Annotated in this window: 4 protein-coding genes; 2 read left to right on the forward strand and 2 right to left on the reverse strand. The window is 72.2% G+C overall.

All coding sequences use genetic code 11. The features are described from left to right. Positions 1-61 precede the first annotated feature (61 nt). Together ACFV0G_RS34555 and ACFV0G_RS34560 are read right to left on the reverse strand one after the other, a co-directional pair. Positions 62-517, reverse strand: coding sequence for a GNAT family N-acetyltransferase (locus ACFV0G_RS34555; protein ID WP_380556514.1), 456 nt, complete (start codon positions 515-517; stop codon positions 62-64). Between the two features lie 66 nt (positions 518-583). Further along, the gene (locus ACFV0G_RS34560; protein WP_380556516.1) at positions 584-1,303 is read right to left on the reverse strand and encodes a VOC family protein; all 720 of its coding nucleotides are present in this window, start codon (positions 1,301-1,303) and stop codon (positions 584-586) included. A gap of 186 nt (positions 1,304-1,489) precedes the next feature. Here ACFV0G_RS34560 and ACFV0G_RS34565 point away from each other — a divergent pair, with 186 nt between their 5' ends. Continuing rightward, positions 1,490-3,718, forward strand: coding sequence for an ATP-dependent RecD-like DNA helicase (locus ACFV0G_RS34565; protein ID WP_380556518.1), 2,229 nt, complete (start codon positions 1,490-1,492; stop codon positions 3,716-3,718). Between the two features lie 225 nt (positions 3,719-3,943). Then, positions 3,944-5,233: a citrate synthase gene (locus ACFV0G_RS34570; RefSeq protein ID WP_380556520.1), complete on the forward strand. Its 1,290-nt coding sequence runs from the start codon at positions 3,944-3,946 to the stop codon at positions 5,231-5,233. The last annotated feature ends 93 nt before the right edge of the window (positions 5,234-5,326 follow it).

Here is a 5,326-nt window from a genome sequence, read left to right on the forward strand (position 1 = left end):
GGGTCACCCGGGGGGGGCTTCTCGCATTTCCGGGGCCTGTCGCCCGGACCCGATCGGGCGGCTACGTCAGCGGCAGCTTGAATCCGACGTGCGACGGGGTGAACCCGAGCCGCTCGTAGAAGCGGTGGGCGTCGGTGCGGGTGGCGTCGGTGGTGAGCTGGACGAGTCCCGCACCGAGGGTCCGGGAGCGCTCGACCGCCCAGGTGATCAGCGCGGAGCCGAGGCCGCTGCCCCGGGCGTCGGCGTGGACGCGGACGGCCTCGATGATCGTCCGGGTGGTGCCCCGCCTGGACAGGCCCGGGATGACGGTGAGTTGGAGGGTGCCGACGACCCGTCCGCGCTGTTCCGCGACCACCAGGTGCTGGTGCGGGTCGCCGTCGATGCGGGCGAAGGCGTCGCGGTAGGGGGTGAGGTCCTCCGGGGACTCGCGGGCCGCGCCGAGCGGGTCGTCGGCGAGCATGGCGACGATCGCGGGCAGGTCGGCGGCGGTGGCGCGGCGGATCTCGAAGTCGGGCACGGTGCCGACCCTATGCCCGGCCGTTCCCGGACCGATGGCCGGCCGGTCCGCTCCGCGGGCGGTCCGTCAGGGCGTGCGCCGGTCGGCCGCGATGACCGCGAAGGCGGCTCCGCAGGGGTCGGTGAGCCGGGCGAGCAGGCCGAGTCCGGGGACCGGGCGTGCCGGCTGTCGGACCGCGCCGCCGAGCCGGACGGCGCGGTCGGCGGCGGCCTCGGCGTCCAGGACCTCGAAGTACGGCAGCCAGTGCGGGCGGACGCCGGCGGCGGCCTCGGCGGCGGGCAGTTGGACGATGGCGCCGTGGCCGTCCTCCGGGGTCCCGCCGGCCGGCCGCAGCACGGTGCAGCCCTCGCGTTCGGCCCGCAGGTCGTACTGCTGCCAGGCGAAGACGGCGCGGTAGAACCGGCGGGCGGCGGCCGGGTCCGGGGTGTGCAGTTCGGTCCAGGCGAGCCGGAACGGGGCGCCGCTCTGGCGGACGGTGAAGAGCGCGCCGGCCGGGTCGGTGCAGAGCGCGGTGGGCCGGCCGCGCGCGTCCGGCCCGCAGGTGCGGACGGTGCCTCCGGCGCCGTGGACGGACCGTGCGGTGGCGTGGGCGTCGGGGGTGGTGAAGGCGACCGTCCAGCCTGCCGCGCCGGCGGGAGCGGGCCCGGGGGCGCGGTGCAGGGTCACCCCGGCCGGGGGGTGCGGCCAGCCGAGCAGGGCGGCGTAGAAGCGCGCGGCGGACTCCGGGTCGGGGCCCGTGTGGTCGAGCCCGGCCGGGGTGCCCCGGGGGTGGTCGGTACGCGGCACGGCTGCTCCTTCGGTGGCCCGGCGGCCGGGCCGCCGGGGCCGCTGCCCCCTGAGCGCATCGTCGGCCCGCCTACGGGCCCCCACAACCCGGGGCCGCCGGGAGTGGCTCCCGGGTGTCCGCGGCGGGAGGTACCGTGCGTGGCGGGCGGTCACAGCACCGCGTGCCGCCGCTACCGGGAGGGGCCCGTGACGACGAAGCAGGAGCAGGCCGCACCGCGGCAGCTCGCCCAGGTCGAGGGGGTGCTGGAGCGGATCACCTACGCCAACGAGGAGACCGGCTACACGGTCGCCCGGGTGGACACCGGGCGCGGCGGGAACGACCTGCTGACGGTGGTCGGCGCCCTGCTGGGGGCGCAGCCGGGGGAGTCGCTGCGGATGTTCGGCCGGTGGGGCTCGCACCCGCAGTACGGGCGCCAGTTCATGGTGGAGAACTACACGACGGTGCTGCCGGCCACGGTGCAGGGCATCCAGCGGTACCTGGGGTCGGGGCTGATCAAGGGGATCGGGCCGCGGTTCGCGGAGCGGATCGTCGAGGCGTTCGGCGTCGAGACGCTGGAGGTCATCGAGAACGAGCCGAAGCGGCTGATCGAGGTGCCCGGCCTCGGCCCGAAGCGGACGAAGATGATCGCGGCGGCCTGGGAGGAGCAGAAGTCCATCAAGGAGGTCATGGTCTTCCTCCAGGGCGTCGGGGTGTCGACCTCGCTCGCGGTCCGCATCTTCAAGAAGTACGGCGACTCCTCGATCGGCGTGGTGAAGAACGAGCCGTACCGGCTGGCCTCGGACGTGTGGGGCATCGGCTTCCTGACGGCGGACCGGATCGCGCAGGCGGTGGGCATCCCGCACGACAGCCCGGAGCGGGTGAAGGCGGGGCTGCAGTACGCGCTGTCGCAGAGCAGCGACCAGGGGCACTGCTACCTGCCGGAGGAGCGGCTGATCGCCGACGGGGTGAAGTTGCTCCAGGTCGACGTGGGCCTGGTGATCGACTGCCTGGCGGAGCTGGTGGCGGAGGAGGGGGTCGTCAGGGAGGCGGTGCCGGGCGAGGCGGGCGAGCCGGTCACGGCGGTCTACCTGGTGCCGTTCCACCGGGCGGAGATCTCGCTGTCGAACCAGCTGCTGCGGCTGCTGAACGCCGAGGGCGACCGGATGCCGGGCTTCGCGGACGTGGACTGGGAGGCCGCGCTGGGCTGGCTGGCCCGCCGGACGGGCGCCGAACTGGCGCCGGAGCAGCGGGAGTCGGTGCGGCTCGCGCTGACCCGCAAGGTCGCGGTGCTGACCGGCGGCCCGGGCTGCGGCAAGTCCTTCACGGTGAAGTCGATCGTGGCGCTGGCGCAGGCGAAGCGGGCCAAGGTGGTGCTGGCGGCGCCGACCGGGCGGGCGGCCAAGCGGCTGGCGGAGCTGACCGGGGCCGAGGCCTCGACCGTGCACCGGCTGCTGGAGCTGCGGCCCGGCGGCGAGGCCGCGTACGACCGGGATCGGCCGCTGGAGGCGGACCTGGTGGTGGTGGACGAGGCGTCCATGCTGGACCTGATCCTGGCGAACAAGCTGGTCAAGGCGGTGGCGCCGGGGGCTCACCTGCTGTTCGTCGGGGACGTGGACCAGCTGCCGTCGGTGGGGGCGGGCGAGGTGCTGCGGGACATGCTGGCCCCCGGCAGTCCGATCCCGTCGGTGCGGCTGACCAGGATCTTCCGGCAGGCGCAGCAGTCCGGCGTGGTGACCAACGCGCACCGGATCAACGAGGGGCTGCCGCCCGTGACGGACGGCCTGCCGGACTTCTTCCTGTTCGCGGAGGAGGACGCGGAGCGGGCGGCGGGGCTGACGGTGGACGTGGTGGCGCGGCGGATCCCGCAGCGGTTCGGGCTGGACGCCCGCCGGGACGTGCAGGTGCTGGCGCCGATGCACCGCGGGCCGGCCGGTGCGGGCAACCTGAACACCCTGCTGCAGGCGGCGGTCACGCCGGCCCGGGAGGGGCTGGCGGAGCGGCGGTTCGGCGGGCGGACGTTCCGGGTCGGCGACAAGGTGACGCAGATCCGGAACAACTACGAGAAGGGGCAGAACGGCGTCTTCAACGGGACGGTCGGGGTGGTGACCGCGCTGAGCACGGAGGACCAGCGGCTGACCGTGCGCACCGACGAGGACGAGGAGGTGCCGTACGACTTCGACGAGCTGGACGAGCTGGCGCACGCCTACGCGGTGACGATCCATCGGTCGCAGGGCAGCGAGTATCCGGCGGTGGTGATTCCGGTCACTACCTCGGCCTGGACGATGCTCCAGCGGAACCTGCTCTACACCGCTGTGACGAGGGCGAAGAAGCTGGTTGTGCTGGTGGGGTCACGCAGGGCGATCGCCCAGGCGGTGCGGGCCGTCAGCGCAGGTCGGAGGCACTCCGCGCTCGATCACCGGCTCTCGATTGGATGATCGACCGGGGGTGGGGTACGGTCCGGGGTTGTCTTGACGTGAAGAGATTTAGGGCGGAACCTGGTCTGGTGCCGATCTTGTCCGGTTCACACCGGCATCGGCGACAGGTTTTGTATGGCGGGCCCCTTTTCGGCCCACCCCGGGTGCGCGGCTGTCCTCCGGATGGGGGATCGTAGAGACAGTCAGGGCAGTCGGATGAGGATTCATTTCGTCGGTGAGGAAGACGTGAGCGACAACTCGGTAGTACTGCGGTACCAGGACGGCGAGTACGAGTACCCCGTCGTCGAGAGCACTGCGGGCAACGCCGGCTTCGACATCTCGAAGCTGCTCCCGCAGACCGGCCTGGTCACCCTGGACAACGGCTTCGGCAACACCGCCGCCTACAAGTCCGCGATCACCTTCGTGGACGGCGACAACGGCATCCTGCGCTACCGCGGCTACCCGATCGAGCAGCTCGCCGAGCGCGGCAACTTCATCGAGACCGCGTACCTGCTGATCAACGGTGAGCTGCCGAAGGCCGAGGAGCTGACGGCCTTCAACACCGAGATCACCCAGCACACGCTGCTGCACGAGGACGTCAAGCGCTTCTACCAGGGCTTCCCGCGGGACGCCCACCCGATGGCGATGCTGTCCTCGGTGGTCGGCGGCCTGGCCACGTTCTACCCCGAGAGCCACAACCCGTTCGACGCGGCCCAGCGCCACCTGTCGACCGTCCGCCTGCTGGCCAAGCTGCCGACGATCGCCGCCTACGCGTACAAGAAGGCGATGGGCCAGCCCTTCGTCTACCCGCGCAACGACCTGAGCTACGTCGAGAACTTCCTGCGGATGACGTTCGCCGTCCCCGCCGAGGACTTCGAGATCAACCCGGTCGTCGTCAACGCCCTCGACAAGCTGCTCATCCTGCACGCCGACCACGAGCAGAACTGCTCGACCTCCACCGTGCGCCTGGTCGGCTCCAGCCACGCCAACCTGTTCGCCTCGATCTCGGCCGGTATCTCGGCGCTCTGGGGCCCGCTGCACGGCGGCGCCAACCAGGCCGTCCTGGAGATGCTGGAGCAGATCCAGAAGGACGGCGGCGACGTCGACGCCTTCATCCGCAAGGTGAAGAACCGCGAGGACGGCGTCAAGCTGATGGGCTTCGGCCACCGCGTGTACAAGGCCTTCGACCCGCGCGCCGCGCAGGTCAAGATCCTGGCGCACGAGGTGCTCGGCCAGCTCGGCAAGAGCGACGAACTGCTCGACATCGCGCTGAAGCTGGAGGAGCACGCGCTCAGCGACGACTTCTTCGTCTCGCGCAAGCTCTACCCGAACGTCGACTTCTACACGGGCCTGATCTACCGCGCGATGGGCTTCCCGACCAGCATGTTCACCGTGCTGTTCGCGCTCGGCCGGCTGCCCGGCTGGATCGCCCACTGGCACGAGATGATCAACGACCCGACCAGCCGCATCGGCCGTCCGCGTCAGATCTACACCGGTACCGCGATCCGCGACTACGTGGAGCTCGGCGAGCGCTGACCCGCCGTACCGCGAAGGGGGCGGCCCCCCCCCCCCCCCCCGGGGGGGGGGGGGGGGGCCGGGGGGTGGTTAAGCAAAACCCAGCCACCCAAC

The sequence above is a fragment of the Kitasatospora sp. NPDC059571 genome (genome assembly GCF_042735675.1).
Classification (GTDB): domain Bacteria; phylum Actinomycetota; class Actinomycetes; order Streptomycetales; family Streptomycetaceae; genus Kitasatospora.